Genomic DNA, 26,587 nt, shown 5'->3' on the forward strand with positions numbered 1-26,587 from the left:
AGTCGTAACGTGAAACGAGATCAAGAGCCTGCCCGATATGCATAAAAAAATCCGGAAACGAAGAACATTTCCGGATTCTTACACAGCTACTGGATCGATCAACTGATCCTTAACTGATCGGCATTACCCCAAATTTGGGGCGTTTTTTATTATCCGTAACCGCTTATGCGTCGTGGCTTTGAATCTTCTTAATGATGTTGGTTGTTGAGCAACCATCTTCAAAATTCAGCACCATCACTTCACCACCGTTGGCCCAGACCTCTTTACTCCCGGCAATATCATCCGGTTTGTAATCGCCGCCTTTAACCAGCAAATCAGGCAGAATCTCGCCGATCAGGCGTTGTGGCGTGTCTTCTTCAAACAACACCACCCAATCCACGGCTTCCAGCGCGCCGAGCACGATCATGCGTTGATCTTGCGGATTCACCGGGCGAGTTTCGCCTTTCAGGCGTTTGGTTGACGCATCACTGTTGACCGCAACGATCAAGCGGTCGCCAAGCTTACGTGCATTTGCCAGATAAGAAACATGACCAGCATGAAGAATATCGAACACGCCGTTGGTCATGACGACCTTCTCACCGCGTTTACGCGCCGCAGCCACAGCCACTTTCAACTCAGCTTCGGTCATCACACCAAAACCTGAATCAGCACGCCCACGCACCGCATTTTCCAGTTCGATAGGTGAAACGGTAGATGTACCCAGTTTTCCCACCACAACCCCTGCTGCCGCATTCGCAAAGTAGCACGCTTCTTCAAGCGAGTTACCCGCCGCAAGCGTCGCCGCCAGCACGCCAATCACCGTATCGCCAGCACCGGTCACGTCATACACTTCTTGTGCCTGGGTTGGCAGATGGAACGGCTTAATACCCGGTTGTAATAGCGTCATGCCATGTTCAGAACGGGTAATCAGTAGCGCAGAAAGTTCGTATTCAGCAATAAGCTTCATACCACGTTCCACCAGCTCTTCGTCGTTCTTGCATTTGCCGACCACCGCTTCGAACTCAGACAGGTTGGGTGTCAGCAGCGTCGCGCCACGGTAACGGTTAAAGTCTGTGCCCTTAGGGTCAATCAGCACCGGAACATTGGCCTTACGCGCAAGGCTAATCATTTGCTGAACGCTCGCCAATGCACCTTTTGCGTAGTCAGAAAGCACCAACGCGCCAATGTGTGGCAGCGCCTGGCTAATGCGTTCATGAATTGGCTCTGGATCAACGCCTTCGAAACCTTCTTCGAAATCGAGCCGAATCAGTTGCTGATTGCGGGAAAGTACACGCAGTTTGGTGATTGTCGGGTGCGTCGGCACCGAGACGAAATCGCATTTAACGTTCACGCCAGCCAGTGTTTGGCTGAGTGCACGCGCCGCATCGTCAATCCCCGTCAGACCCACCAGACGCGAATTCGCGCCCAACGAAGCAATGTTCATTGCCACGTTTGCAGCACCGCCAGGGCGTTCTTCAATGGTATCGACTTTCACGACCGGCACCGGCGCTTCCGGGGAAATGCGGCTTGTAGGGCCATACCAGTAGCGATCCAGCATCACATCACCCACTACCATGACGCCTGCACGGCTGTATTCGGGCAGCGTTACTTTCATTCCTGACTCTCCAGAGAGGGATAAAATTTTGTCGCGAATAATATCACAATTAATCTTATGCGCGTGTTTGCGGCTCAATCAGCCACGTTTGCCAGCTTTTCATTACCTGCTCGCGCTCTTGAATGAAAGTATCCATTGCCACATTCCCGGGCAGCTCTTGCAATGCAAGGTGATGAAGTTCATCACGTAACGTGACATAAGCATGTGTCAACGCTTTCGCTTCGTCATCACTCATAATGTCGTTTTGCGCCATTAATTCCAGAATGCGTACATTGTCAGACCAACGCGTCAGTTTTGGAGCCTGCGCCGCATAACGCAAAACCAGATACTGGGTGATAAACTCAATATCGGTAATACCGCCTTCATCGGCTTTTATATCAAAGCGTTCACGACTTTTGCCACCCAAATGCGCGCGCATTTTTTCACGCATTTCTCGCACTTCGGTCTGGAGTTTTTCGCCTTCACGCGGAACACACAAAATGCTGCGGCGAATAGCATCAAACTCCTGCGTCAATTGCGGATCGCCATAGACAACACGCGCACGAACCAGGGCCTGATGCTCCCAGGTCCAGGCTTCATTCTGTTGATAATCGCCAAACGCTTCGGCAGTCGTGACCAACATGCCCGCAGCACCAGAAGGGCGTAAACGCATGTCCACTTCATACAAAATACCTGATGAAGTTCGGGTGCTAAACAGGTGCACTACTCGCTGTGCGAGCCGCAAATAGAACTGACGGCCATCGATTTCACGCTCACCATCGGTCATGACATCCGATGGGCAATCATGGAGGAACACGAGATCCAAATCAGAGCTATAACCCAGCTCCCAACCCCCAAGTTTCCCGTAACCGACCACGGCAAAACCGCGCCCTTCACGATTCTGTAAGTGTTTTGGCTGACCATAACGCGCCACCATTTGCACCCAGGCCTGCTGGACTACAGCATCTATCATCGCTTCAGCAAGCCAGGTGAGGTGGTCACTCACTTTCATCACCGGCAATGTACCTGTGATATCCGCTGCAGCAACGCGTAGCAGCTGCGCTTGCTTAAACTGGCGCAATGCTTCCAGTTGTTGCTCTTCATCGTCATCCGGCACTCGCAGCAAATACTGGCGAAGTTCGTCACGATAAGCATCGGTAGCGGTAGGTTGGTAGAGTGTATTCGGGTCGAGCAGTTCATCAAGCAACAGCGGGTAACGCGCCAGTTGGCTGGCAATCATCGGAGATGCCGCACATAACGTTATCAGATGCTTCAATGCGCCCGGATATTCCGTGAGCAGCTCAAGATAGGTCGTCCGCGTGACAATACCGAGCAGCAGCGGCGTTAAGCGTGACAACGGCAAAGGTGCATCATTGCGGGAGCAGGCTTCGCACAACAAGCGTGGCATGAGCTGATCCAACACCTGGCGGCCACGCGGGCCGATGGTGCGTTTGTCGGTATCCTGACGGAAATCGCTGATCAGGCGTAACACTTCGCTACGTGCTTCTGGCGTTAAATGTTCCAGAACTGGCGTGTTGGCATCTGCATCCAGCGCATCCTGCCACAGTTCGCGCCACGCTTCAGAAAGCTTATCTTCACCCGGTTCAGGTTCATCGTCGCCGATTAATTCGTTAAACACCTGACGCACTGCATTCATATGCTGTTGCAGGCTGACTTGCAGAGAATCCCAGGTTTGCTCGTTCATGCCCCACGCAAGGCGCGCACGGTTCAGTTCATCGCCAGGTAGCGTCTGAGTCTGCTCATCATTAATGCTCTGCAGGAGGTTTTCGAGGCGACGCAGATATAAATAGGCTGCATGCAATTTTGCTGCATCAGATTCCGACAGCAGATGTAATTGCTGAATAGCTTCAAGGGTTGGCAGTAACGAGCGGGATTGCAAAGCAGGCTCGCGGCCCCCGCGAATCAACTGGAATACCTGGACGATAAACTCAGTTTCACGAATCCCGCCCGCGCCGAGTTTAATATTATCGGTCAACCCTCTGCGGCGAACTTCGCGAGCAATCATCCCCTTCATGTTTCGCAGCGACTGAATGACGCTGAAATCGATATAGCGACGGAAGATAAACGGCCGCAACATGTTGCGCAGTTCCTGGCTCCACACGTCATCGGTATCACCCATAATTCGGGCTTTGACCATGGCGTAACGTTCCCAATCGCGCCCCTGCTCCTGGTAATAATCTTCTAACGCGGCATAACTGAGCACCAGTGGGCCACTGTCGCCAAACGGACGTAAGCGCATGTCGACGCGGTAGACGAAACCATCTTGCGTAGGCTGGTCGAGGACTTTAATCAACCGCTGGCCTAAACGGGTAAAGAATTGCGCGTTATCCAGTTCGCGCCGCCCGCCCTGCGTCGAACCGTTTTCCGGCCAGGCAAAAATCAGGTCGATGTCGGAGGAGAAATTCAGTTCGCCACCGCCCAGTTTCCCCATGCCAAGAATCATCAATGGCTGCGCGACGCCGTTTTGATTGCACGGCGTACCCCACTCGCGACAACAGGCGCTGTACAGCCAGTCACGGGCAGCAATAATGAGCGTTTCGGCAAGCTGGCTGAGCTGCTGAAGAGAGCTTTGAGTGGAGACCTTTTGCAGCGTTTGCGCCCAGGCAATTCTGACCATCATGCGGCGACGGAACAGACGCAACGCGGCCATTAGCGCAGATTCACTGTCCACCCCCTGCAATTCTTCTTGCAGCCAAGCCGCATAGTGTTGCCATTCGTCGGCTTGCGGTGGGAACTGTTCGATTTCCGCAATCCATGCGGGGTAAGCCGTCATGCTGTCACAAACAAAATCACTAAACGCCAACACGGCTTGAGCTTCGAGGCTCAGCGTTTGGCCGTCAATCTCTTGTGGCAGACGCGCCAGCGCCGCCTGCAAATGCTGCTGTAAAAGTGGCGCTTGCGACATCATGGTCGTATCCCTTATTAACGATATCCCCTAAATAATTCGAGTTGCAGGACTAAAACGCCAGTGCGTTTTTGAACAGCGCTTGCGCTGGCCCCAAAGGGGCGAGGCCACCGGCCGAGTAACGCGGCAAAGGAACGAATCCCCTGGAGCTTACAAGAGTAAGCGACTGGGGTGAGCTCCTGCGGCTAACAACCCTGCAACTTGAAGTATGACGGGGAAGATTATTTCCCGCTATGCAGCCAGAAAGGCGCCTGCGAAATAGCTTCATTGCGATAATGTTCAATTTCAACCTGTTGGCGTGTCACAATGGCATGACGCAGCCCTTGCCAGTTATCCAGCCATGGTTGTGTCTTCGTATCGTCGTAAACGCCCGCCAGCAGGCGGATAGAACCGGTTTCTCGTGCCAGACGCGGCAGTTGATCGGCATAGCTATCACCCAGTGGGCGCTGGAAAGTCTCTTTCAGTTCCGCCGCGTGACGAGAAAGATGAGTATCAGCAAAACGCTTAAACGAACCCGCCAATTTGGCGCTGGCTTTTTCGTCGGTGAATTTCTGCCACTGACGCCCGACCAACCATTCAGTCAGCGCCAGTTTTGCCTGGCTGCTTTGCGCGCTGAACGCGAGTTCAGGAGCTTTTAGTTCTTGCGGCAGCATCGCTTCATACGTTGCCAACAATTCACGCAGTTCAGTGCTCGCTTTACGTGGAATGATACCGCCGAACAGTGCCAGCGCGTGGCGCACAAGGCCAACCGCTTCCAGAACCTGAGCTTTCGCTTTGCCGTTACCACGCAACCACAACTCTTCGTGGTATTGCCAGTGGGAAAGCGCCAGTTCAACTGAACCTTCCAGTCCTTGCTCAACCGTTGCTTTCGCAGGCACTCGCAAAACCGTTAACGGTTTAATTTCTCTTTCGCTATTGCCCTGAGCCAGGCGGTAGCCGCGCGCCGCTTTGCTCAGGCTACCCTGACGCAGCCCCGGTTGTGCAACCAGTTGTTTGGCAAAGGCCAGAACATCTGCCGTTTCGCCTTCCAACAATTCAAGCTCCAGCTCGCACAACGGTTCACTGAGTTCACCGGCTTTCACTTCACCGAGATCCAATGCCAATTCGATGCGGCTTTTACCGTGCGTCACGACCCATTTCTCACGTACAAAGTCAGTGCTAAATAAAGGATTCAGTTGTGCCTGCAACGCATCGGCAGAAAGATCTTCCGGCCAAACCTCTTGCGGAAATAGCGACAAGGCAAGTTCCGGCCCGTTCAACTCGACGTTATATTCCGGACGCTGATGTAGCCCGCCCGTGACGCGGCCTGCGATTTTCATCGTCATTTCGTAATGACCGTTATCGCCGCGGATGCGCAGTCCCATATCATGACGGCGCAGTTGGTTATCAGCGGTTTCATAATAGATGTTGAGTAGCTGGCGAGGTTCGCTGTGTTGGCTTTCCAGCGAATTTAACGTGTTACGAAGGGAATCCAGTTCAGCTGGATTAACAATAAATTTGAGTTCGATTTCTTGAGTCATCGTCTTTTTACTTTTAGTTGGGTCAAACTGGGCTCACGCCCAGAGAACTTAATCGTTTAATGGGTGTCAGTAGATAATATTTTTCACCAAATTACCATGAGTGGCACGCATTTCGGCGGGCCCTAAATCACGAGTAAGTGGTCAAAATCACACCAGGATGATTCTCATTCAGGTTTACGGATTGCACCGTCAGACTGATGCCACTACTATCGTTCCACTATTTATGACAATAATGACGAAATCATGCACAAATTCCGCCTAATTTGCCTTACTTTGCTTTCTCTTAGCGTTTCTGTTGTGGCTCATGCCGATGAAAAACGTTATGTCTCTGATGAACTCAACACCTGGGTGCGTAGTGGTCCTGGGGACAATTATCGCCTGCAAGGAACCGTGAATGCGGGTGAAGAAGTGGTTCTGTTGCAAAGCAACGAAGAATCCAAATATGGCCAAATCCGTGACAGCAAAGGCCGTACCTCATGGATCCCTCTGGCGCAACTGAGCACCTCACCAAGCCTGCGCACCCGTGTGCCAGACCTGGAAAACCAGGTTAAGACCCTGACTGATAAGCTGACTAATATCGATACCACCTGGAATCAGCGCACCGCTGATATGCAGCAAAAAGTGGCCCAAAGCGACAGTGTCATCACCGGTCTCAAAGATGAAAATCAACAGCTTAAGAACCAATTAATCGTCGCGAAGAAAAAAGTTGAAGCCGCGAATGTTCAGTTGGATGACAAGCAACGCGCCATCATCATGCAGTGGTTTATGTACGGCGGCGGCGTTGCAGGTTTCGGTCTGCTGCTTGGCCTGTTACTGCCACACATGATCCCAAGCCGTAAGAAGAAAGATCGCTGGATGAACTGATCGCCAACCCTGTATCCTACACTTACGTATTATCGTAATTGGTTAACAGATGCAGGGGCTTTAAAGCGTGAAGATTTATCTGGTCGGTGGTGCAGTACGCGATGGGTTATTGAGATTACCGGTCAAAGATAAAGATTGGGTGGTTGTCGGTGCAACACCGCAAGAAATGCTTGATGCGGGTTTCCAGCAGGTTGGGAAGGATTTCCCGGTTTTTCTGCATCCTAAATCGCGGGAAGAATACGCATTAGCGCGCACCGAGCGTAAATCAGGCCAGGGATATACAGGTTTTACCTGCTATGCCGCGCCTGATGTCACGCTTGAGCAAGACTTGCTGCGCCGCGATTTAACCATCAACGCCATTGCCCAGGACGAACACGGCGAGTTTATCGACCCGTATCATGGGCGTGCTGATATCGAAAAACGCCTGCTGCGCCATGTCTCTCCTGCTTTCAATGAAGACCCGCTGCGTGTTTTACGCGTCGCGCGTTTTGCTGCGCGTTACGCCCATCTCAATTTTCAAATTGCCCCTGAAACGCTCTCCTTGATGACCGCAATGGCGGCAAACGGTGAGCTGGCGCATCTCACGCCAGAACGCGTGTGGAAAGAGACAGAAAACGCCCTCACCAGCCGCAATCCGCAAGTTTATTTCGATGTCTTACGCAAATGCGGTGCGCTGGCTGTGCTCTTCCCGGAAATCGATGCACTGTTTGGTGTTCCGGCACCAGAAAAATGGCACCCGGAAATCGACACCGGTATTCACGTACTGATGACGCTGTCGATTGCAGCACAACTCAGCCCTGATGTTGACGTCCGTTTTGCCACGCTATGCCACGATTTAGGCAAAGGATTGACGCCAAAAGAGTACTGGCCACGTCACCATGGGCACGGTCCAGCCGGGGTAAAACTGGTGGAGCAATTGTGCCAGCGGATACGTGTGCCAAATGACATTCGTGACCTTGCCAAGCTGGTCGCCGAATATCACGACCTGATTCACACATTCCCGATTTTGCAGCCGAAAACCATCGTCAAATTATTCGACAGTATCGATGCCTGGCGCAAACCGCAGCGCGTCGAACAAGTGGCGTTGACCAGCGAGGCGGATGCTCGCGGGCGCACCGGTTTTGAAGCCAGTGATTATCCTCAGGGAAGGCTGCTTCGTGCCGCGTGGGTTGCGGCACAAAGTGTCACCAACAAAGAGGTGATTTATGCTGGATTTAGCGGCCCGGCGATTCGCGATGAGCTCAATCGCCGCCGTATTGCCGCCGTAGAAGCGTGGAAGAAAACAGCCGGGCTGGTGACACCTCCCGCTAACTGACAGACACAGGTGGTTTGATCCCCGAGATTGCGCACGCTTTGGGAGAAAATCACCGGATACATCAGCGAATTCGCTAAAGTGCCAGTTCAGTGGATAACAGAGCCGTGATTGCCGCTGAGTCTGACAGCATGTAGAGCTTTTCGCGAAAGTCGCTGTGCATGAGTTTACGAGCCAGGCGCGAGAAGATCTTCATGTGATCCTCCTGTTCCTGCTCATTGACCGTCAGCATAATGACCAGTTGTACATCCACATCTTCGCCCCAACAGAGCGGCGTCGTAAGACGTAAAAGCGAAATACTGCTGTGCAGTATGTGCGGTGATTTACAGTGGGGAATCGCCACCGAAAAACCCAGCGCGGTGGAGAATACCGCCTCGCGTTCCCAGATAGCCTTTTCCACCAACGACCCCGATACAACCCGCTGCTGTACTTCAAGGTTGTCGGTCAGCAATTTGATGGCTTCCTCTTTGCTGCTCACGGTTTTATCCAGTAACAGCAAATCCGCATCCAGAACCGGTTTTTGCATTTGTACTCGCATGAATTGCTCTACATGCTCCGATACGTCTTCACTGCTTTCGCTTAAAATAGCCGTTTCAAGTAACTGCTGGCATTGCTGAATATTCAGTGACATCAGCGCTTCCTTGCATGAAGCGATCGTCCCTGCAGCCATACTCAACTGCGTTAACCCCATGCCCACTAGCAACGGCAACATCTGCTTATCTGCCGCCATTTCCCCACACAGACTGATAGCCAGCCCTGCCGCCTGCGCACGCTGGGTTATATCGCGCATTAACGCTAAAAACGTCGGGTTACGGTAATCATACAGATGCCGGACATAAGGATTACCACGATCGCAAGCGAAGAAATACTGCGCCAGGTCGTTACTCCCGATAGAGACAAAATCGAGATATTTCGCTGCTTTTTCGAGGAGATAGAGGGTCGATGGTACTTCAACCATGATCCCGAGGTGCCATTCGCCAACGGGAATTTCTCCTTGTTGCAAGGTGTCTGCGATCTGATGGAATTGGCTGTGCAACCACTGGATTTCTGCAAGCGTTGCCACCATCGGCACCATAATATTCAGCGGCCCAGCGACACTCGCTCTGAGCAACGCGCGCGCTTGTGTGGTGAAAATATCGTGAAATTGCGGATACATGCGCACGGCGCGATAACCCAAAAAAGGGTTTTCCTCTTTGGGTAAATCGAGAAAATCACAGGGTTTATCGCCGCCAATATCTAACGTTCGAATCGTGATTTTTTTACCCGCAGCACATCGCAATACCTCGCTGTATGCCTGATATTGCTCTTCCTCATCGGGTGCCTGGCTGCGTTCACAGAACAGCATTTCGGTGCGGAACAGTCCGATACCATCGGCCCCCTGAGCAAACACGCCTTGCGCTTCAACCGCTAGCGCAATGTTTGCCAGAACGCTGACGGGTGTTCCATCAGCTGTCAAAACCTGCTGCCCACGCAGCGGCGCACTACGGGCAGAAATCCGCTGCTGTTTTTCGCTTTCCATTCGATACCAGCTTTCCATCGCCGCATTGGGATTTGCCACCAGCACGCCGTGGCGGCTATCGAGAATCAACATGCTGGCCGTGCGCATTATCGAGTCGCATTGAGTCACGCCACTCAGCAATGGAATGCCAAAAGAGCGCGCCAAAATAACGGTATGCGAGGTTTCACCGCCGTCGCCCATCACAATGCCTTTTAAATGCGGATTCCGCAGCCGCAGGAACTGCCCCGGCGTCAACGTTCCGCTGCTTATGACAATGCTGTCCTGATTGAGGGTTAATGGTGGTTCCAGCGCCCTGCCCAGCAGATTAGCGGCGATGCTCTGACAAAGATCGCGTATGTCGATGACGCGCTCCCGCAGATACTGGCTGCTGCTTTTGAGCAACGGTTCACTTAACGCCTGTGCCGTCAGCGCAATCGCCTGCAATGCGTTACGCGTCGTGGTATGCGAGAGCAAGCATCTTTTAAAGGCAGGATCACTCAACAATTTCAACTGCGCCGCCAACACCGGTGCAGCCCCTGTATCGGCATCACCGAAGTTTTTTTGCGTTAACGCCCAGGCATCTTTCAATTGCTGCTGCTGGCGTACTGCGTCAGTTGCAGGCTCAAGGCGGGATAACTCAAGGAGATCAACTGCATCAATATGAACCGGAATACCGCGCCCAATCCCCTTGCTGACGCCATTGCCACGCACATAATCAGGGTTGGCATGCTCAATAAAGACCGGCAGCGGCAACGTGTGGTTGTCCGGTGAGACTGCCAGCGGTTCGTCGCAATCTTCAAATTCATCGCGTAAAAACGCATGCAGAAGATCAAAGGCCGCCTGCTGATCGCGGCCTTCAATCAGAAACTGGCACAGGTCGCCATGAGTGATATCCGCACCAATCATCCCCAACACACTTTTCGCATCGGCCTGGGTCTTTTTACTCAAATTGATCAGTGTGATCGATGCGCTAAAGGCTTGTGCGCGTTGTTCAATTTCACTGGCTGGCCGCGCATGAATGCCATTGGGCAAAGTACATGTAAAGTCGAGGGTTAACATGTTTTATCGCCCCCAAAATTGATAACACATGTCGCCGGCGCACACGTCGGCACCGACTCTTGATGGAGGTCTGTTTGCAACGTGGTTTCCGCAAGCGTTGCTGCCGCGACTTCGCCATTTGCCGTAATACTTCCACGCGCTAAAGTCCGTGCAGTCGGGTTCCAGGCTCGAACCACCAGAGCATCACTATGCTGGGCTTTTTTCAGGGTGCTGAAATGCAGCTCAGTATCCCAACTCAATATGCTGAAATGAGGCGGAAATACACGTCCATGGGGATTGGTGCGAAAGCGTGACCAACCGGTAGCCAGCCATGCGTGAAGGTTGCCACGCGCGCGTTCAACATCACGCCAGAACGCGCTATCCGCGCCGTTATACATTGCCAGGAGGCTGAGTTTAAAGTGATGCATTCCCTGAATCTGCGAATCCGGTGATGGCAATACCATTCCGGAGGCCCGCCCAGGACGATAAGGCATATTGGCCTGTCCGAGCCAACCGACACTGCGCAGCAATGTCACCGCCATCACATCCTGCTGGTTTTCAGGAATTTGATACTCGCGCAGCCCTTCGGTTAACACGCACAAGCCACGTTTTTCGTCATACATCATGACCTGACTCTGCATCGGATAAAGTGCAACCGGTGCTTCGGTCCATTGCTCGTCTTGCCAGACCGCCATTTCTGGAGGCATATTCTGGCGCTCAATCAGACCAAATGGCTGATCGGCAAAGTGAATATGTTGTTGTACGTTGGTCGGCAGCAATACCTGTAAACGGTGGTCGCAAACCGTGTTGTTGACACTGATCGCTACCTCAAGCCAGGCGTTAGTATGCGCAAGCGTGATGGTCATCGTGACATCAAGTTCACTGTTGGCGCGGCGCGCATTGCGCGCAGCCAGATCCTCAGGCACCGCCATTTGCCAGTTCAATGTCAAACTGCTTTGTAACACCCCTTGCTGCCCCGTCACTGAAGTCAGGAAATCATCGCTATTGATAAGCCAGTCATTGAACGGTGGCGAATAGTTGTAGTTGTCCCCCGCATCCCCACCATCCACCAACTGCAAAACATGATGATAGGTCTGTTGATTGCGCTTGTCGGTTAAGGTGAGGACCCCTTGTTTATTCGCTTCCAGCAGCAGCCATGGGTTTTCTAGTTTCACCACCGATTCAACCTGATGATCACACTCCGCGCGGACGCCCTCTTGCAGATACAAGGTTTGATAGCCACACGCCGGAATATCCGCGACCTCCAGCAACAAACGGCATTTGCGATACCAGGTGGTTTCGGTGCTATTTGACAGTTCCTGCACGATTATCGACATGTCCTGACGACCTTCTTCGACAATCTGCCAGCGGCATTCGTTGCCGTCCCCATCGACCACACGGAAATCTTGTTCTGGCGTGTATATCGTCAGTTCGACCAGGCCCCCGCTAATTTGCGGGCGAGCGTTGAAGATAATGATTTTCTTGCCGTCAAGCTGTGCAGAAATCCCTTCGGCCAACATCTTCATATTCAGATCAATAAGTTGCTGAGCCATTTCCAGACCCGATTCAAGGCGGTTTTTTACCATCGCATTCACGCGATCGGAGTTGCATCCGCCAATGCTGTCATGAGCGTGAGATTTCATCGCTTCCCGCCAGATGTTGTCCACGGCGTGTTGTGGATACGGCAGACCCAGCCGCCAGTTGAGTGCGAGCAGCGGCTCCAGATGCTGACTCAGGGTCTGTTCAAGGCGAGCATTCAGTTGCTTAATGTCGACGCGGGTTGAGAAAATCCCGCGATGAATACGCATGTATTTCGGGCTTATCAGCTCACCCTGATAAATCGGCAGAGTCACATTGGTATTTTCCAGCGACTGGAAAAACTGGCTGAAACTGCTGCGTACAAAACGATACTCATCTTGCTGTTGATTGAGTTGGTCGAGCAGTTGCGGGACGCGATATTCAAACGGCGACTGGTCATTTCCATTGGGCAGCAGCACGTTCCCGGTGAGGGAAAAACGCGTCTGTTTTTCCAGAATCGGTTGCAGCGCTGCCAGGCATGCGGATGGAGAATCTGGCAGCCATTTCGCACAACCATAACCCCAGGGGAGCACGGCGGTTGTCACTTTACTGCCGTCCGCTGCCTGCCAGCTAAACTCACTGAACGGCACGTTGTGTTCACTCCAACCGCGCCAGATAACGGCATGGTCGATAGCAAATTGCTGCAAGAACATCGGCAGTTGCGCGCTTTGTCCAAAAGAATCAGGGACATAACCCACAGGCATCGCGTCACCAAAACGCTGGTAATCCGCCTGCCCGAGCAGCAAGTTGCGGGTTATCGACTCCGCACCGACCACCAGAAAATCGCTCTGCGTATACCAGGGGCCAATGACAATTCGCCCCTGCTCGATTAATTGCCGCAGCCGGGTTTCCTGTTGGGGCGCCACACTTAAATAATCTTCGATTACAACCGTTTGCCCATCAAGTACAAAGGGTCCTAAGGTGTTATCGTCCTCAAGACGCTGCAATAAATCATCCATAAAATAATAGAGCACGGCTTTTGAATCATTCTCAGTGAAATACCACTCGCGATCCCAATGAGTGTGTTGTACCAGATGAACAGTTTTCATATATCGACCTCATCACGATGCGCGAGATAATATTAACACCAGCATCATGCCTTTATTTTAAGTGTGGAAAACTCTGAGACTAATAAGCCTCATTAATATTTATTAGCACCTTATAAAACCGCCCAAAAATACTTCTAGCCACAGTCAACGAACCTGCAATTTGAAGTATGAGGGATATTATCGGCTCACTTTAAATTTCGGTGCAGGTGCACTCGCTTTTTCTACTTTGTTGCCAGAAAGTGTCGACTGACGGAAAACCAGCAACGACCCCAAAGCAACAATCGCTGAACCCACAGCAATAGACAGAACGTAAACCGGCCAACCATCGACGGCCAACCAGCCGTAGAAACCGGAAATCGGCGCATGGTTTACCGCACCTAAGCCCACCGCCATCGCCGCACCTGTTGCAGTCCCTACCACGTTGATAATGATGATTTTTGGATTTGCTAAGGCAAAGGGAATCGCCCCTTCAGAAACGCCAATCAAGCCCATTAATGTTGACGCTTTTCCCGCTTCTTGCAAAGACTCAGGGAAGCGATGATTCCAGATAAGTGTTGCGACGCCAAGGCCTATCGGCGGGATAATTATCGCCACTTGCGCCGCCGTATTAGGGTCGTATATGCCCGAAGCCAGCAGCGCCATCGCTGTTGTCACCGCGGCTTTGTTTACCGGGCCGCCAAGGTCAAAGCCCACCATGCCACCCACAACCGCTGCCAGAATGATTTTGTTAGTACCGGACATCGTCAGCAACCACGCTTCCATGCCACGATTGAGTGCTGCAAGCGGTGTACCAATAACAAACGCCATGATGATACAAGTCAGCAGCGTCCCACCGACGGGCAGGATGAAAATCGGCCCTGCTGAGGCGAGCGAGCGCGGCAGTTTAATTTTTGCCGTCAGTAAGCGAACCACATAACCCGCGACAAAACCTGCCGCCAGCGCGCCCAGGAACCCGGTCCCCAGGTTACTTGCCAGCAGCCCGCCGACCATCCCAGGCGCAATCCCTGGTTTGTTGGCGATGGCAAAGCTGATGTAACCCGCCACAATCGGCAGCATTAATGACAGCGCCAACCCGCCAAAGCCATCGAACTTATGCAGCATTTGCACCACCAGGCTTGCGGCCTGTTCATGGCTGGCATCCCAAATATTATCAATGCCATACATCGAAGCACCAATACGGGCAATCCCCATAATCACCGCTCCGGCGATAACAAAGGGCAGCATGTAGGAGACGCCAGTCATGATGGCGTTTTTCACTTCCGTACCCGTGGAGGACTTCGGCCCGCCACCCTGAAATTTAGCCATGATTGATCTCCTGCTCGATGGCTTCAAAGACGGCTTCACCAAACTTAATCGGGTCTGCCACGCTGCATTCCAGCTTCAGCATGCCATCGAATCGTTCTTTGTTGTTGATGGCAACATCCGCGGCAATGATAACCCCATCAGCACGTGCCAAATCGTCAGCAGTTATTTCGTTTTCCACTCCCATACTTCCCTGGGTTTCGACTTTAATTTCGTGTCCACGACTTTTGCCCGTGATTTCCAGTGCTTCAGCGGCCATAAAGGTATGGGCGACGCCCGTTGGGCATGCAGCTACACAAACGATATACATAGTGACTTCTCTCTCGGGTCGGATTTGGACAATAAAAAAAGCACAATGGCGATGAAGCGCATTGTGCTTTTTAAGCAATAAAACAGCATGTTGGGTAAATCTGAATTCGCATCTGACTCGCCGCTCAAACGATGGCAAACCAGCAACTGGTGAACACTGCGGGTGGCATAACTAAACGCCAGTTCCTGGCGATGTTGCGCCACCAGACGAACCTGAACAGCGGTGTCTACGGCGTTGGAAACGTGTGGAATAAGCAGAGGCTTCGATGTGATAAACAGGCTTTGACTTGCGCAGCCCCATAAACGCGACCATCCGCCAGAAATGTCATCTTCGTTATTTTCCTGCGGGCATCCGTCATCCGCACTCAGCGACTGAACCGAGTTGAAACAGCACAATCCACTCAGCAATGTCTTCACGCTGCTGAATTTCCCCAGCAGGCAGTAGAAGCAGTAGCTGATTAATCGGTGGACTATGTCGCGCATATTTCCTCCAGGAGTGAACGAATAATAATAGTCATTAACCTGATGAGTGAATGTGATTATTCGCACAATTCCTGGCATTCTAATTAACCCAATAGCAGAAATAAAAAAGCCACTCATTTCGAGTGGCTTTTATTATTAGTGGCTAATGCTAGAAGAAAACGAAATACACCACCGCCGCGACCGCAAAACGATAAATTGCGAACGGAATAAAGGAAATGCGTTTGATGATATGTAAGAAAGTTTTAATCGCGACCAGTGCAACAATAAACGCGGTAATAAAACCAACAGCAAACATGGGCAAATCTGCCATGGTCAGGAAGCCGATGCTCTTATACACATCCAGCACGGTTGCACCCATCATCATTGGCACAGCCAGCAAGAACGAGAACTCAGAGGCGGCGTAACGGCTAACCCCCATGAGCATCCCACCGGAAATTGTGGCTCCAGAGCGAGAAAAGCCCGGCCACAGCGCCAGGCACTGGAAACAACCAATCATAAATGCCTGACGATAAGTAATGTCGTCGACACCCACCGCACGGGGTTCTTTCGGCTTCAACAGCTCTGCGGCAATCAGTAACACACCGCCAACCACCAGCGCATACATCACGTTTATCGGATTAAAGAGTGACTTGATGGTGTCGTGGAAAATCAGCCCCAGAACAACGGCAGGCACCATACCCAGCAGAATATGGATAAGCGTCAAACGCCCTTTGCCTTCCCCTTCATGAGGCAGAGGCTTGCGGCCAAAATGAATTCCGATAAGCCCAAACAGGCGGCGCCAGAACATCACCACAACAGCTAAGATCGAACCGAGCTGAATAACCACTTCAAATGTTTTCGCCGTATCACCTTCAAATCCAAGAAGATGGCCGACAATAATCATATGTCCGGTGGACGAGACAGGTAAAAACTCCGTTAACCCCTCAACAACACCCAGAATCGCGGCTATCGCCAGCGAGTGTAGATCGCTCATCAATAAATCCTCTAACCCCTAAAACGAACACAAAAAAAGCGGCGACTGCCGCGAAAAGATGACAGTTATGACCAGGTTACACATATTTGGTTTAACAAATATGAAATTAATTATTAGCTTTCAGATTACTGCCACGCTCAATGATAACGCCTACATTCGTGGCGTGTGCAACAGCACCAGGCTTGCTCACTTTTAAACGCACCCAGGGTGAGTTAAAACGGGCTAATAATAGCTGTGCCACCTCTTCTGCGACACGTTCTACCAGTGCAAAACGCCCGCCAGAGACATGGTTTATCACCGCTTCGCTGACATCAGCATAACTTAAACAGTCATTAACATCGTCGCTACTGGCGGCCTGGCGGTTATCCCATGCCATTTCGATATCGAATACCAGCTTCTGGGAAATCGTTTGCTCCCAGTCATAAACACCAATTGTTGTGATTACAGTAAGTTGCTCTATAAATACAATATCCATCACGCCCCGCCCGGTTTTTAGTCACGCCAGATACCACTTCTGGCGAAATATGCGTATTATCCACAGATGCAGAGAATACAACGACACTTTCAAAATGGAACAGCGTTATGAGTGCAATCGCGCCTGGCATGATCCTGCTTGCGTATCTTTGCGGCTCAATTTCTAGCGCCATCCTGGTCTGCCGAATCGCCGGTCTTCCTGACCCGCGAGAGAATGGTTCCGGTAATCCAGGTGCGACCAATGTCTTACGACTTGGCGGCAAAGGTGCGGCCGTAGCGGTACTGATTTTTGATGTTCTCAAAGGAATGCTACCCGTCTGGGCGGCTTACGCACTCGGCGTGACGCCATTCTGGTTAGGGCTTATCGCCATCGCCGCCTGCATTGGTCATATCTGGCCTGTCTTCTTTAACTTCCATGGTGGCAAAGGCGTTGCGACGGCCTTTGGTGCTATTGCCCCTATCGGCTGGGACTTAACCGGCGTTATGGCTGGAACCTGGCTTCTGAGCGTTTTACTGAGCGGCTACTCGTCACTGGGTGCGATTATTAGCGCACTGATTGCCCCGTTTTACGTCTGGTGGTTCAGACCGGAATTCACTTTCCCGGTTGCGATGCTTTCCTGTCTGATTTTGATGCGCCATCATGACAACATCCAACGTCTGTGGCGCGGCCAGGAAACCAAAATCTGGAAGAAGCTGCGCAGAAATAAAGACAAAAAAAAGGAGTGATTTCTCACTCCTTCTTAGCCTGTTCACTGAGCAATTACGCCGCAGGTAACTCAGCCAACGGCCAACGCGGACGCACAGTCACGCTCAACTCCCCTGCTGTTCCCGCTTTTAAACGAATCATACCTGCGTAAGCAATCATCGCACCGTTATCGGTACAGAATTCAGGACGTGCGTAAAATACTTCTCCACGACGCTTAGCCATCATCTCAGCCATTCGCGCTCGCAACGTGCGGTTTGCACTCACACCGCCCGCCATCACCAGACGTTTAAAACCGGTTTGATCCAACGCGCGCTTGCACTTAATTGCCAGCGTATCAACAACGGCGTCTTCAAACGCTCGGGCGATATCAGCACGGGTTTGAGGATCTGCATCATTGCCACGAATGGTGTTAGCCGCGAAGGTTTTCAGGCCAGAGAAACTGAAATCAAGGCCGGGGCGATCTGTCATTGGACGCGGGAAAGTAAAGCGCCCTTCAGTGCCTTCAGATGCCATTTTTGACAGCATCGGGCCACCAGGATAATCCAGCCCCAATAGTTTGGCTGTCTTATCAAAGGCTTCACCTGCAGCATCATCAATAGACTCACCCAATAGCTCGTATTGCCCGATTCCCGTCACGCTAATCAGTTGTGTATGACCGCCAGAAACCAGCAGCGCCACAAAGGGGAACTCTGGGGGATTTTCTTCCAGCATCGGCGCCAATAGATGCCCTTCCATATGATGGACGGGCACAGCAGGGACATCCCAGGCGAACGCCAACGAGCGGCCAATAGTTGCCCCCACTAACAGGGCACCAACCAGTCCAGGGCCTGCCGTATAGGCGACGCCATCAATATCTTTGGCGGTTAATCCTGCTTCTTTAAGAGCAGCCTGAATCAATGGTACGGTTTTGCGTACATGGTCGCGGGAGGCAAGCTCCGGCACCACACCGCCGTAATCAGCGTGTAATTTCACCTGACTATACAATTGATTAGCTAATAACCCTTTTTCATCGTCATAAATGGCGATGCCAGTTTCATCACAGGAAGTCTCTATACCCAGTACGCGCATGGCTTTCTCTACCTCAAAGTCTTGCGGCGAAGTTTAAGCCCCTGAGCGCTTATTGTAAAACTTTGCTCACCTATTGCGCGCAGGTGGTGTATAATCCGCACCCCTGGAAGATTCCGGCCTTAAAAGCCAGGTTTCTGGTTGTCCGGTGCTTTACAAAGCAGCAGTAGTTGCAGTAAAATTCCGCACCATTTTGAAATAGCTGACGCCTAAGTCAGCGGCAAACCGAATTTATCAAAGGTGAGAGTTAATGCCGGTAATTAAAGTACGTGAAAACGAGCCATTCGACGTAGCACTGCGTCGCTTCAAGCGTTCTTGTGAGAAAGCAGGTGTTCTGGCGGAAGTTCGTCGTCGTGAGTTCTATGAAAAACCGACTACCGAACGTAAACGCGCTAAAGCTTCTGCTGTGAAACGTCACGCGAAGAAACTGGCTCGCGAAAACGCACGCCGCACTCGTCTGTACTAATTTTCTGGAGGTTCAACCCTCCAAAACAGACCAGTAGTAGTTGTAAAGGCCGTGCTTCCGAAAGGAATGCGCGGCTTATTTTCGTTCATGAACTGACATACTTCTGCTCTTTCATCGCGCTGTTATATCGCAAGATTGAAAGAAAGCGAGTACCAAACGGGGCCTATGGCTGGACGAATTCCACGTGTTTTCATCAACGACTTGCTCGCTCGCACCGACATCATCGATCTGATCGATGCGCGTGTTAAGCTTAAAAAGCAGGGCAAGAACTATCATGCGTGCTGTCCGTTCCATAACGAAAAAACCCCCTCTTTCACCGTAAACGGTGAAAAACAGTTTTACCATTGCTTCGGCTGTGGGGCACATGGCAACGCCATCGATTTTTTAATGAACTATGACAAGCTTGAATTTGTCGAAAGCGTTGAAGAACTGTCGGCAATGCACAATCTTGAAGTGCCTTACGAAGCAGGTAGCGGACCAAGCCAGATTGAACGTCATCAACGGCAAAGTCTGTATCAATTGATGGACGGCCTGAACGCCTTTTATCAGCAATCCCTGGCTCAACAATCAGCAGAACCTGCTCGCCAGTATCTGGCACAGCGCGGTTTAAGTACTGAAGTTATTCAGCATTTCGCCATCGGCTATGCCCCTCCCGGCTGGGACAACGTGTTAAAGCGTTTTGGTGGCAATAGTGAAAACCGTCAGGCACTGACGGACGCAGGCATGCTGGTAACTAACGATCAGGGGCGCAGTTACGACCGCTTCCGCGAAAGGGTGATGTTCCCCATCCGCGACAAGCGTGGCCGGGTAATTGGTTTTGGTGGCCGTGTGCTGGGCGATGCCCTGCCAAAGTACCTGAACTCCCCGGAAACCGATATTTTCCATAAAGGCCGCCAGCTCTATGGCCTGTATGAAGCCCAACAGAGCCAGCCTGAACCCTCGCGTTTGCTGGTTGTGGAAGGCTACATGGATGTAGTGGCGTTGGCACAGTACGGTATTTCTTACGCCGTTGCCTCACTGGGTACCTCAACCACCGCTGACCACATCCAACTGCTGTTTCGGGTTACTGATACCGTTGTCTGTTGTTATGACGGGGATCGCGCAGGACGAGACGCCGCATGGCGCGCGCTGGAAACTGCACTACCTTATATGACAGACGGGCGCCAGTTACGCTTTATGTTCCTGCCTGACGGTGAAGACCCCGACACGCTGGTGCGTAAAGAAGGTAAAGAAGCATTTGAAGCGCGCATGGAACAAGCCCTGCCGCTGTCTACGTTTCTTTTTAATAGCCTGATGCCGCAGGTCGATTTAAGTTCTCCTGATGGACGTGCGCGCCTGAGCACCCTTGCATTACCCCTGATTAGTCAGGTGCCTGGTGAAACTTTGCGTATTTACTTACGCCAGGAATTGGGCAACAAACTGGGTATTCTGGACGATAGCCAGCTTGAAAAGCTGATGCCTAAGCTTGCGGAAAACAGTACGCCGCGCCCGGCTCCACAGCTAAAACGCACAACCATGCGTATACTGATAGGACTACTGGTTCAAAATCCAGAATTGGCACCGAGTGTTCCGCCGCTAAATGGTCTGGAGCAGGCAAAGTTGCCAGGGTTGAAACTCTTTATCGACCTGGTGAATACCTGTCTGGCGCAACCGGGTTTAACCACCGGGCAGCTTTTAGAGCTATATCGCGGCACAAATGAAGCGGCCACCCTTGAAAAACTCTCTTCATGGGACGATATAGCAGATAAGGACATTGCAGAAAAAACGTTCAACGATGCACTGGAACATATGTTTGATTCCGTACTGGAGTTGAGGTTTGAAGAATTGATGGCACGTTCCAGAACAACCGGGCTAACGCCTGCGGAACGTGAGGAAGTCCGTGTGATAACAGAATCACGCGCGAAAAAGTAAATATTCGCGGCTTAAGTGCCGAACATTAGTCGGGTCAAACCCGAACGCCGCAAGGATGGGCAGCGGCAATAAAATAAGTCAGCCCTCGTTACGTTATTGTTGGCGGTTTCGCCGACCGACACCAACCCTAATACTGAAGTGTGGATACCGTCTTATGGAGCAAAACCCGCAGTCACAGCTTAAACTTCTTGTCCAACGTGGTAAGGAGCAAGGCTATCTGACCTATGCTGAGGTCAATGACCATCTGCCGGAAGATATCGTCGACTCCGATCAGATCGAAGACATCATCCAAATGATCAATGATATGGGCATTCAGGTGATGGAAGAAGCACCTGACGCCGATGACCTGTTGCTTGCTGAAAACTCAAACAACACAGACGAAGATGCGGAAGAAGCTGCCGCTCAAGTACTGTCCAGCGTAGAATCTGAAATCGGGCGTACAACTGACCCGGTTCGCATGTACATGCGTGAAATGGGTACCGTTGAGCTGTTAACCCGTGAGGGTGAAATCGATATCGCTAAGCGTATCGAAGACGGTATCAACCAGGTTCAGTGTTCCGTTGCCGAATATCCGGAAGCGATCACTTATCTGCTTGAACAGTACGACCGTGTTGAAGCAGAAGAAGCACGCTTGTCTGATTTGATCACAGGTTTTGTTGACCCGAACGCAGAAGAAGATCTTGCCCCAACCGCCACTCACATTGGCTCTGAGCTGACTAGCGAAGAAAACAGTGATGATGACGACGAGGAAGAAGATGAAGACGACGCGGACGATGACAACAGCATCGACCCTGAACTCGCTCGTGAGAAATTTGGTGAACTGCGCACGCAGTACGAAAGAACTCGCGATACGATCAAAGCGAAAGGCCGTGCACACGCAGATTCCGCTGCTGAAATTCTGCAACTGTCTGAAGTCTTCAAACAGTTCCGCCTGGTACCGAAGCAATTCGATTACCTGGTAAACAGCATGCGCGTCATGATGGACCGCGTTCGTACGCAAGAACGTCTAATCATGAGAATGTGTGTTGAACAGTGCAAAATGCCGAAGAAAAACTTCATCACACTGTTCACCGGCAACGAAACCAGCGAAACCTGGTTCAATGCCGCCATTGCAATGAACAAGCCATGGTCTGAAAAACTGCATGACGTCGCAGACGACGTGCATCGTAGCTTGCAGAAACTGCAACAAATTGAAGAAGAAACCGGCCTGACCATCGAGCAGGTTAAAGACATCAACCGTCGTATGTCCATCGGTGAAGCGAAAGCCCGCCGTGCGAAAAAAGAGATGGTTGAAGCAAACTTACGTCTGGTTATTTCTATCGCTAAGAAATATACCAACCGCGGTCTGCAATTCCTGGATTTGATTCAGGAAGGTAACATCGGTCTGATGAAAGCCGTTGATAAGTTTGAATACCGCCGTGGTTATAAGTTCTCAACTTATGCAACCTGGTGGATCCGTCAGGCTATCACCCGCTCGATCGCTGACCAGGCGCGCACCATCCGTATTCCGGTGCATATGATTGAGACAATTAACAAACTCAACCGTATTTCGCGTCAGATGTTGCAAGAGATGGGCCGTGAGCCAACTCCTGAAGAATTGGCTGAACGTATGCTGATGCCGGAAGACAAAATCCGTAAAGTGCTGAAGATCGCTAAAGAGCCAATCTCCATGGAAACGCCAATCGGCGACGATGAAGATTCGCATCTGGGTGATTTCATCGAGGATACCACCCTCGAGCTGCCACTGGATTCTGCCACTTCCGAGAGCCTGCGTAACGCCACGCATGACGTGTTGGCTGGCCTGACTGCTCGTGAAGCGAAAGTACTGCGTATGCGTTTTGGTATCGACATGAATACCGACCACACGTTGGAAGAAGTGGGTAAACAGTTCGACGTCACCCGCGAACGTATCCGTCAGATCGAAGCGAAGGCACTGCGCAAACTGCGCCACCCAAGCCGTTCTGAAGTTCTGCGTAGCTTCCTGGATGACTAAGTTTTATTAGCATCAACAAGAACCCCGGCTCGCCGGGGTTTTTTGCATCTATTTCAATGCCAAAAACAGTTCGCGGTAACTCGCAACAAGTTGTTCCAGAGTGGCACGATTCAAGCCGCTGGGGTTGGGCAAAACCCACACTTCGGTTTCCCCCAACTTCAACTCCTGCCGTCCCCACGGTGGATTTCTCAGCCCAAACGCACTGCTGAACGCTTGTTTCCCTAGAATCGCTAACGCTCGCGGCTGATAGCGCAAGACTTTCTCTTTTAACACTTCCCCGCCGTCCCGCAGCTCATAACGCATCAACTCACTGGCCGCTACGGTCGGACGTGCAACCAGAGCCGTAATACCGCAGCCATAGTCCTGTAATTGCTGCCACTGCTCTGGTGCCAACTGATGCTCGGTAAAACCAGCCTGATGGATCACCTTCCAGAAACGATTACTGGCGTTAGCAAAAGGATAACCTTTATGGGCAGAGGACAAGCCGGGATTGATACCACAAAACACCACCTGCAGGTTGGGTACTAAGAGTTCCATAAGCGTTGTAAGTCTAATAAAGTGATTAACCATGGTTATCGCAAAATCTACCTGCAATTACAACAAACTAGAACTGTGCATAAAAGCATCATATGGTTTTATGGCTGTAGACCTGCATCCCCTGATTACCGTATAATCCTGCGCCACGGCCCCTTAGCTCAGTGGTTAGAGCAGGCGACTCATAATCGCTTGGTCGCTGGTTCAAGTCCAGCAGGGGCCACCAAACATATCAAGGACCTGGATAAGAAATTATCCAGGTCCTTTTTGTTTTGTTTCAATCTGGATGCTGTAGCTCAATTGCAGGTGCCGTAGTCAGAGAGATTGCCAGCAGCCAGCATTGGCGCTCACTCCACCCGGCCCGAAAGCGACCCAGCAGAATGAAATAAGCCTTGGATCGGCATGGTCGAAATCAAAGTGCTGTTGCTGAAGGGTAAAAAACAGCGCCCAACACAACTCCGGGCGCTGCAAAGGCAAGGTAACCTTAATCCAGTGCTTTTACCGCCTGGCGCATCCCTTGCACCAGAATATTTTCCAGACATACAGTCACCTGGGCTGCAAGCCCCGGTAACAACGTTAAATCTTCACCCCAATGCGTGTTATCGCTGAGCACAGCATCCACCAGTTCGCGCAATGTCAGATCCGCCCCCACGCGCGGCCACATCTGCTGATAGAGCGTGAGCCACTGTTCATCGTCCTGGAGTGGATATGTCCCCCCCGCGCGCTCACCACGGTAAAAAGCAATCAGTGCAGCAAGCGCAAACGTCAGTCGCACGGGATACGCGCCATTCTGTTGACCCGCCAGTAACTGAGGCAAAATACGCGTGCGGAATTTCGTCATACCGTTGAGTGCGATAGAAAGTAGCTGATGGCGGATGTATGGGTTCTGGAAACGTCCTGTCACCGCATCGGCAAATTCACGCAGCTCGCCGGCGGGGAGATCCAACACCGGAATAATCTCCTGGTTAATCGCCTTTTCCACAAAGTGGCGAACATCATCGTCCTGCATCGCCTCGCCGACGGTATCTAGCCCACACAGCAACGCCACTGGCACCAGTGCGGTATGCGCCCCGTTGAGGATGGCGACTTTACGCTCTTTATACGGTTTGATATCAGCAACAATGCGGATATTCAGCGAACACTCCGCCAGTTTTAACTCATCTGCCAGCCAGGCCGGCCCCTGAATCACAAACAGATAAAAATGCTCGGCGGCGACGAGAAACTCATCGTGATACCCCAACTGATCTTCCAGCGCTGGCGCCTCCTCGCGTGGATAGCCGGTCACGATTCTGTCCACCAGCGTAGAGCAGAATGTGTTTGCCGTCTCCAGCCAGTCGAGAAACGCCGGAGACAGTTGCCACTCCTGTGCATAACGCTGAATTAAGGTCTTGAGCGCATCGCCGTTATAGTCAATCAGTTCGCAGGGAATGATCACCCAGCCTTTGTCTGGTGCGCCGTTGAAGTGGTTAAAACGTTCCAACAGCAGGCGCGTCAGTTTGGCCGGAAAGCTCACCGGTGGGGCATCATTGATACTGTCACCTGCGTGATAGCTAATCCCGGCCTCAGTGGTGTTAGAAAAAACAAAGCGAATATCGGGGTTATGCGCCAGCGCCAGATATCCGGCAAAATCCTGATATGGGTTAATCTCGTTATTCACCGAGCGGATCAGCCGTGCGTCACTGACGGCCTCGCCCTGTTCGTTCAGGCCACGAACCACCGTGGTGTACAGGCCATCCTGGGTATTTAACGACGGCGGAAAATCAGTATTAATGGGGCGAACAAGGGTGACTCCCGCCTGCAAATCGGTGTTCTCATTAAGGATATCTATCTGCCAGTCCACGAACGCCCGCAGAAAGTTACCTTCACCAAACTGGATCACTTTCGTTGGATAGCTCGCACCAGGAAAATCATTCCGATTCAATGTGTTCATGGTCATATCCTTATCAGAAAGTAATCACGCCTTTGATCAGATCACGGTTGTTAATCACATCACTTTCATAGATTTCCGCCAGGGTGGCGAAGGGGTAACGATGCGTCAACATCATGTCTGCGGTCAGTTTGCCCTCAGCCATCAGACGTCCCACTTTGGCGAAATCCTCCGGTGTGGCATTACGGCTGCCCATCATCGTGGTCTCTTTCTTGTGAAAATCGGGGTCAGAAAACTGCAAATCGCCCTTAAACAACCCAACGAAAACGATACTGCCGCCATGGCGAATCAGATTGATGGTGTTGTTCATCGCGTGTTGATTCCCCGTGGCATCAATGACTTTTTGTGCCAATGAGCCGCCGAATTGCGCGCGCAGTTGGAGGTCAAAATCCTCGGCTGACGGGTCGATAACCGGTAGTGCCAGACGAGATATCACATGCTCCCGACGAGAGGGACTGGTATCGGCGACGACGACCTGCGCGCCATCAGCTTTGGCGATGGCTGCCGCACCCAAGCCAATGGGGCCGGCGCCGACAACCAGTACCTGTTCACCGGGTTCAATCGCCGCCCGGCGTACCGCATGTGCGCTAATGGCATATGGCTCAATCATCGCTGCCGCCAATGGATCAATACCGTCAGCAACCAGTAGGTTCGTCACCGGAACAGACAAATACTCGCTGAATCCGCCATCCTGATGTACACCAATCACCGAAATTTTCTCGCAGCAGTTGGTACGCCCGCTTTTACACGCTGGACATTGTTGACACGCCACGTAGGGAATAACCGCAACCTGCTGACCATTTTTCAGCTGCTGGGTATTTTTTCCCAGCTCAACAATTTCACCGCATATTTCATGACCCAGAACGCGGGGGTAACTGAAAAAAGGTTGATTACCTCCCCAGGCATGAATATCTGTCCCGCAAATCCCAACGGATTTAATTTTTATTAATGCTTCACCTTCCCCTGGAATAGGAATTTTACGTTCATTCCAGACTAATTTTTTCGGTTCCTGACAAATCAGTGTATTCATCGTGGACATAATTCTATTCTCCTGTTTTCTGTTGCATCAGATATCAATGAAAATAA

General features: G+C 51.6%; 20 protein-coding genes and 1 tRNA gene. 7 read left to right on the plus strand and 14 right to left on the minus strand.

The features are described from left to right. Window positions 1-163: 163 nt before the first annotated feature. From hldE to BSPA111_RS21660, 3 genes are all read right to left on the minus strand, one after another. Window positions 164-1,594: a bifunctional D-glycero-beta-D-manno-heptose-7-phosphate kinase/D-glycero-beta-D-manno-heptose 1-phosphate adenylyltransferase HldE gene (gene hldE, locus BSPA111_RS21650; RefSeq protein ID WP_183273209.1), complete on the minus strand. Its 1,431-nt coding sequence runs from the start codon at window positions 1,592-1,594 to the stop codon at window positions 164-166. Between the two features lie 55 nt (window positions 1,595-1,649). Further along, window positions 1,650-4,502: a bifunctional [glutamate--ammonia ligase]-adenylyl-L-tyrosine phosphorylase/[glutamate--ammonia-ligase] adenylyltransferase gene (glnE, locus tag BSPA111_RS21655; RefSeq protein ID WP_183273210.1), complete on the minus strand. Its 2,853-nt coding sequence runs from the start codon at window positions 4,500-4,502 to the stop codon at window positions 1,650-1,652. A 218-nt stretch (window positions 4,503-4,720) separates the two neighbouring features. Beyond that, window positions 4,721-6,019 carry an inorganic triphosphatase gene (locus tag BSPA111_RS21660; protein WP_183273211.1) on the minus strand — a complete coding sequence of 433 codons (1,299 nt, stop codon included), beginning with the start codon at window positions 6,017-6,019 and terminating at the stop codon, window positions 4,721-4,723. Between the two features lie 243 nt (window positions 6,020-6,262). On the opposite strand from BSPA111_RS21660, the gene BSPA111_RS21665 reads away from it, so the two are divergent. Continuing rightward, on the plus strand, window positions 6,263-6,883 hold the full coding sequence (locus BSPA111_RS21665; protein WP_183273212.1) for a TIGR04211 family SH3 domain-containing protein: 621 nt from the start codon (window positions 6,263-6,265) through the stop codon (window positions 6,881-6,883). A gap of 67 nt (window positions 6,884-6,950) precedes the next feature. Then, on the plus strand, window positions 6,951-8,198 hold the full coding sequence (locus BSPA111_RS21670; RefSeq protein WP_183273213.1) for a multifunctional CCA addition/repair protein: 1,248 nt from the start codon (window positions 6,951-6,953) through the stop codon (window positions 8,196-8,198). Between the two features lie 73 nt (window positions 8,199-8,271). Here the strand turns inward: BSPA111_RS21670 and ptsP are convergent, their stop codons facing one another. The 7 genes from ptsP to folB form a co-directional block, all read right to left on the minus strand. Beyond that, window positions 8,272-10,752 (minus strand): phosphoenolpyruvate--protein phosphotransferase, encoded by a 2,481-nt coding sequence (gene ptsP, locus BSPA111_RS21675; RefSeq protein WP_183273214.1) that lies wholly within the window; start codon window positions 10,750-10,752, stop codon window positions 8,272-8,274. After that, entirely contained in the window at window positions 10,746-13,358 is a 2,613-nt protein-coding gene (locus BSPA111_RS21680) for a glycoside hydrolase family 38 C-terminal domain-containing protein (protein ID WP_183273215.1), read from the minus strand. The genes ptsP and BSPA111_RS21680 overlap by 7 nt, the downstream gene beginning before the upstream one ends. Window positions 13,359-13,535: 177 nt before the next feature. Beyond that, a complete protein-coding gene (locus tag BSPA111_RS21685; RefSeq protein WP_183273216.1) occupies window positions 13,536-14,663 on the minus strand; it encodes a PTS fructose transporter subunit IIC in 1,128 nt (375 codons plus the stop codon). Further along, window positions 14,656-14,970, minus strand: a complete 315-nt coding sequence (locus BSPA111_RS21690) for a PTS fructose transporter subunit IIB (RefSeq protein ID WP_183273217.1) — start codon at window positions 14,968-14,970, stop codon at window positions 14,656-14,658. The genes BSPA111_RS21685 and BSPA111_RS21690 overlap by 8 nt, the downstream gene beginning before the upstream one ends. Beyond that, on the minus strand, window positions 14,952-15,452 hold the full coding sequence (locus BSPA111_RS21695; RefSeq protein WP_183273218.1) for a hypothetical protein: 501 nt from the start codon (window positions 15,450-15,452) through the stop codon (window positions 14,952-14,954). Before BSPA111_RS21695 ends, BSPA111_RS21690 begins: the two co-directional genes overlap by 19 nt. A gap of 148 nt (window positions 15,453-15,600) precedes the next feature. Further along, the gene (gene bacA, locus BSPA111_RS21700; RefSeq protein WP_183273219.1) at window positions 15,601-16,425 is read right to left on the minus strand and encodes an undecaprenyl-diphosphate phosphatase; all 825 of its coding nucleotides are present in this window, start codon (window positions 16,423-16,425) and stop codon (window positions 15,601-15,603) included. A gap of 106 nt (window positions 16,426-16,531) precedes the next feature. Then, window positions 16,532-16,900 (minus strand): bifunctional dihydroneopterin aldolase/7,8-dihydroneopterin epimerase, encoded by a 369-nt coding sequence (folB, locus tag BSPA111_RS21705; protein ID WP_183273220.1) that lies wholly within the window; start codon window positions 16,898-16,900, stop codon window positions 16,532-16,534. A gap of 107 nt (window positions 16,901-17,007) precedes the next feature. Between folB and plsY the strand changes: the two genes are divergently transcribed. Then, a complete protein-coding gene (gene plsY, locus BSPA111_RS21710) occupies window positions 17,008-17,625 on the plus strand; it encodes a glycerol-3-phosphate 1-O-acyltransferase PlsY (RefSeq protein WP_183273221.1) in 618 nt (205 codons plus the stop codon). Window positions 17,626-17,659: 34 nt separating this feature from the next. On the opposite strand, the gene tsaD is transcribed toward plsY, so the two are convergent. Beyond that, window positions 17,660-18,673, minus strand: a complete 1,014-nt coding sequence (gene tsaD, locus BSPA111_RS21715; RefSeq protein WP_183273222.1) for a tRNA (adenosine(37)-N6)-threonylcarbamoyltransferase complex transferase subunit TsaD — start codon at window positions 18,671-18,673, stop codon at window positions 17,660-17,662. 247 nt (window positions 18,674-18,920) lie between these two features. Here tsaD and rpsU point away from each other — a divergent pair, with 247 nt between their 5' ends. The 3 genes from rpsU (at window position 18,921) to rpoD (ending at window position 23,040) form a co-directional block, all read left to right on the plus strand. Further along, the gene (gene rpsU / locus BSPA111_RS21720; RefSeq protein ID WP_001144069.1) at window positions 18,921-19,136 is read left to right on the plus strand and encodes a 30S ribosomal protein S21; all 216 of its coding nucleotides are present in this window, start codon (window positions 18,921-18,923) and stop codon (window positions 19,134-19,136) included. Between the two features lie 165 nt (window positions 19,137-19,301). After that, window positions 19,302-21,047, plus strand: a complete 1,746-nt coding sequence (dnaG, locus tag BSPA111_RS21725; protein WP_183273223.1) for a DNA primase — start codon at window positions 19,302-19,304, stop codon at window positions 21,045-21,047. A 154-nt stretch (window positions 21,048-21,201) separates the two neighbouring features. Further along, entirely contained in the window at window positions 21,202-23,040 is a 1,839-nt protein-coding gene (gene rpoD / locus BSPA111_RS21730) for an RNA polymerase sigma factor RpoD (protein ID WP_183273224.1), read from the plus strand. A gap of 48 nt (window positions 23,041-23,088) precedes the next feature. Here rpoD and mug read toward each other — a convergent pair whose 3' ends face one another. Further along, window positions 23,089-23,577 carry a G/U mismatch-specific DNA glycosylase gene (mug, locus tag BSPA111_RS21735; RefSeq protein ID WP_183273225.1) on the minus strand — a complete coding sequence of 163 codons (489 nt, stop codon included), beginning with the start codon at window positions 23,575-23,577 and terminating at the stop codon, window positions 23,089-23,091. 147 nt (window positions 23,578-23,724) lie between these two features. Here mug and BSPA111_RS21740 point away from each other — a divergent pair. After that, window positions 23,725-23,800 (plus strand) — tRNA-Ile (locus tag BSPA111_RS21740). A 258-nt stretch (window positions 23,801-24,058) separates the two neighbouring features. On the opposite strand, the gene BSPA111_RS21745 is transcribed toward BSPA111_RS21740, so the two are convergent. Next, window positions 24,059-25,504 carry a tagaturonate reductase gene (locus BSPA111_RS21745; protein ID WP_183273226.1) on the minus strand — a complete coding sequence of 482 codons (1,446 nt, stop codon included), beginning with the start codon at window positions 25,502-25,504 and terminating at the stop codon, window positions 24,059-24,061. Window positions 25,505-25,517: 13 nt separating this feature from the next. Next, a complete protein-coding gene (locus BSPA111_RS21750) occupies window positions 25,518-26,540 on the minus strand; it encodes a zinc-binding alcohol dehydrogenase family protein (RefSeq protein ID WP_183273227.1) in 1,023 nt (340 codons plus the stop codon). Between the last annotated feature and the right edge of the window lie 47 nt (window positions 26,541-26,587).

This window comes from Buttiauxella sp. A111, from assembly GCF_014189855.1.
Classification (GTDB): domain Bacteria; phylum Pseudomonadota; class Gammaproteobacteria; order Enterobacterales; family Enterobacteriaceae; genus Buttiauxella; species Buttiauxella selenatireducens.